Here is a 3,380-nt window from a genome sequence, read left to right as displayed (position 1 = left end):
CAACAGACGGTTGAGGTTAGGTGTTATGGAGATTGAGCGGACGGGGTTGTCGGGTGTGTTGGTTATTCGCCCGCAGCGGCATGGGGATTTGCGGGGGTTTTTTTCTGAAAGCTGGAACAAGGCGCGGCTGGAAGAGGCTGGGGTTGTGTTGCCGGAGTTTGTGCAGGACAACCATTCGTTGTCGTCCGCGGTGGGGACATTGCGCGGCCTGCATTTTCAGGCGCCTCCGCATGCGCAGGGCAAATTGGTGCGGGCGGGCCGGGGGGCGCTTTATGATGTCGCTGTCGATATCCGCAAGGGATCGCCGACCTATGGGCAATCTTTCGGCATCGAGCTCAGCTTTGAGAACGGGCGACAGCTTTGGGTGCCGGCGGGATTTGCCCATGGTTTTGTGACGTTAGAGCCCGACACCGAAATCTGCTACAAATGTACCAGCTCTTACAATGCGGATGCCGATGGGGGTGTGCGCTGGGACAGCTGTGGTATTGATTGGCCCTTGCAGGGGAACCCGGTGCTGAGCGACAAGGACAGGATTGCGCCTGCCCTGGCCGATTTTGACAGCCCGTTTGTTTACGAAGGATAGAATATGAAACTGTTGGTGACAGGTGGTGCGGGTTTCATCGGGTCCGCGGTCGTGCGGCGTGCCATTGCGGACGGACATCAGGTCGTGAACCTTGATGCGCTGACCTATGCGGCCTGCCTCGACAATGTTGCCGAGGTTGCAGAGAACCCGAACTATGCCTTTGTTCACGCAGATATCCGCGACCCTGCGGCCCTGAAGGCGGTGTTTGCCGAACATGCGCCTGATGCGGTAATGCACCTGGCGGCAGAATCCCATGTTGACCGGTCCATCGACGGGCCGGGGGCTTTCATCGAAACCAATGTCCTGGGCACATACAACATGCTGGAGGCGGCGCGCAGCTATTGGGCCGGACAGGGAAAACCGGACACTTTCAGGTTCCACCATATCTCGACCGATGAAGTCTTTGGCAGCCTGGGCCCCACCGGCCAGTTCACCGAGGATACTCCCTATGATCCGCGGTCACCCTATTCCGCATCGAAAGCCTCCAGCGATCATCTGGTCCGGGCCTGGCACGAGACCTATGGCCTGCCGGTGGTGCTGACCAACTGTTCGAACAATTACGGACCCTATCATTTCCCTGAAAAGCTGATCCCCGTTGTGATCCTGAACGCAATCGCGGGCAAGGCGCTGCCGATCTATGGTGACGGCTCGAATGTCCGCGACTGGCTGTATGTCGAGGATCACGCCGACGCGCTTTTGCTGGTGGTGCAAAAGGGGGCTGTCGGCCGGTCCTACAACATCGGTGGCGAGAACGAGCGCAGCAATCTGGAACTGGTGCAGACGCTTTGCACGATCCTGGACGACCTGCGCCCGAAACCGCAGGGGGTCTATGCGGACCAGATCACCTTTGTCACAGACCGCCCCGGGCATGATGCGCGTTACGCCATCGATCCCTCGCGGATGCGCAACGAAATGAACTGGCGCCCATCCGTGACGGTAGAGGAGGGTCTGCGCAGAACGGTTGAATGGTACCTGAACAATGAAGAGTGGTGGCGGTCCCTGCAAGGCCGGTCCGGCGTTGGCGAACGGCTGGGGGTCAGCGCGTGAAACTTCTGGTCTTCGGGGCGACCGGTCAGCTGGGCCGGGAACTGATCCGGTGTGGCGGGGAAATCTCGGTTGAAGCGCTTGGGCGCGACAAGGCGGATTTTACCGATCCCGAAGGGTGCGCGGCCCTGGTTCGCAACACCGATGCGGATGCGGTGATCAACGCCGCCGCATATACCGCCGTCGACAAGGCCGAGGCGGAGGAAGACCTTGCCCTGCTGATCAACGGAACCACGCCCGCGGCGCTGGCCAAAGCTGCGGCCGGGCGCGGATTGCCGTTTGTTCAGGTCTCGACGGATTATGTGTTTGACGGGGCGGGCACGGCCCCGTTTCCGCCCGACCACGCGACCGGCCCGCTGGGCGCCTATGGGCGCACCAAGCTGGCGGGTGAGGCCGGTGTGATTGCGGCGGGCGGACCCCATGCAATCATACGAACCTCGTGGGTGGTGTCGTCACATGGACATAACTTCGTCAAAACCATGCTGCGCCTCGGCAAAGAGCGTGACCGCCTGACGATCGTCGCAGACCAGATTGGCGGGCCAACCCCGGCGGCGGAACTGGCCGGGGCCTGTGTGGGCGCGGCCCGTGCCCTTTTGACAAACCCGGATGAAAAGACCGGAATTTACCATTGCAGCGGTGGCCCTGATGTCAGCTGGGCCGATTTTGCCCGCGAGATCTTCGATCAGGCCGGCATTGACTGCAATGTCGAAGACATCCCGTCCAGCGCATACCCGACCCCCGCGAAACGCCCCCTGAACAGCCGCCTGGACTGCACGACACTGACAACGGACCTGGGCGTGCCCCGTCCGGATTGGAAGGCGGGCCTGCACAGCATACTTGAAGACCTTGGAGAGCTCGGCACATGACGACCCGGAACGGCAAGAAACGCAAAGGTATCATTCTGGCAGGCGGGTCAGGTACCCGTCTTTATCCGATCACGATGGGCGTCTCGAAGCAGCTTTTGCCCATCTATGACAAGCCGATGATCTATTACCCCCTTTCGGTGCTGATGCTGGCCGGGATCCGCGACATCGCGATGATCACGACGCCGCAGGATCAGGAGCAGTTTCAGCGCCTGTTGGGCGACGGAAGCCAATGGGGCCTGTCCCTGACCTGGATTGTTCAACCTTCTCCTGACGGGTTAGCGCAAGCCTATATTCTGGCAGAAGACTTTCTGGATGGTGCCCCCTCGGCCATGGTGCTGGGCGACAACATTTTCTTCGGGCACGGCCTGCCCGAGATCCTGCAATCGGCAGACGCCAAAGAGACGGGAGGCACCGTTTTCGGCTATCGGGTCGCTGATCCCGAACGCTACGGGGTCGTGGCCTATGACGAGGCTGGCGCCGTCACCCAGATTGTCGAGAAACCTCAAGTGCCGCCATCGAACTACGCCGTGACCGGGCTGTACTTTCTGGACGGCTCTGCCCCTGAACGGGCCCGCGCCGTAAAACCGTCTGCACGCGGCGAGCTTGAGATTGTCACCTTGCTTGAAATGTACCTTGAGGCCGGGTTGCTCAGCGTCAACCGCATGGGACGCGGATATGCCTGGCTGGATACCGGAACCCATGCAAGCCTGCTGGACGCCGGAAACTTCGTGCGCACGCTTCAGGACAGGCAAGGCCTGCAAACCGGATCACCCGACGAAATCGCCCATACGCTGGGCTGGATCAACGACCACGACCTCGAAGCCCGCGCCCAAAGATTCGGCAAAAACGAATACGGAAAATACCTCAAAAACCTGCTCAACCAGTAG

Annotated in this window: 4 protein-coding genes; all 4 read left to right on the top strand. The window is 60.7% G+C overall.

Annotated features, from left to right (window positions below):
• Nucleotides 1-25: 25 nt before the first annotated feature.
• Genes rfbC through rfbA form a run of 4 tightly spaced genes read left to right on the top strand, consistent with a single transcriptional unit; the run spans nucleotide 26 to nucleotide 3,380 of the window.
• Nucleotides 26-583: a dTDP-4-dehydrorhamnose 3,5-epimerase gene (gene rfbC / locus ACR0NZ_RS20530; protein WP_480521548.1), complete on the top strand. Its 558-nt coding sequence runs from the start codon at nucleotides 26-28 to the stop codon at nucleotides 581-583.
• A gap of 3 nt (nucleotides 584-586) precedes the next feature.
• Nucleotides 587-1,630 (top strand): dTDP-glucose 4,6-dehydratase, encoded by a 1,044-nt coding sequence (gene rfbB, locus ACR0NZ_RS20525; protein ID WP_480496658.1) that lies wholly within the window; start codon nucleotides 587-589, stop codon nucleotides 1,628-1,630.
• Nucleotides 1,627-2,493 carry a dTDP-4-dehydrorhamnose reductase gene (gene rfbD, locus ACR0NZ_RS20520; protein ID WP_480521546.1) on the top strand — a complete coding sequence of 289 codons (867 nt, stop codon included), beginning with the start codon at nucleotides 1,627-1,629 and terminating at the stop codon, nucleotides 2,491-2,493. The genes rfbB and rfbD overlap by 4 nt, the downstream gene beginning before the upstream one ends.
• Nucleotides 2,490-3,380: a glucose-1-phosphate thymidylyltransferase RfbA gene (gene rfbA / locus ACR0NZ_RS20515; protein ID WP_480521544.1), complete on the top strand. Its 891-nt coding sequence runs from the start codon at nucleotides 2,490-2,492 to the stop codon at nucleotides 3,378-3,380. Before rfbD ends, rfbA begins: the two co-directional genes overlap by 4 nt.

It is taken from the genome of Ruegeria sp. AE3 (assembly GCF_056542225.1).
This window is presented reverse-complemented; position numbering and strand designations above follow the sequence as displayed.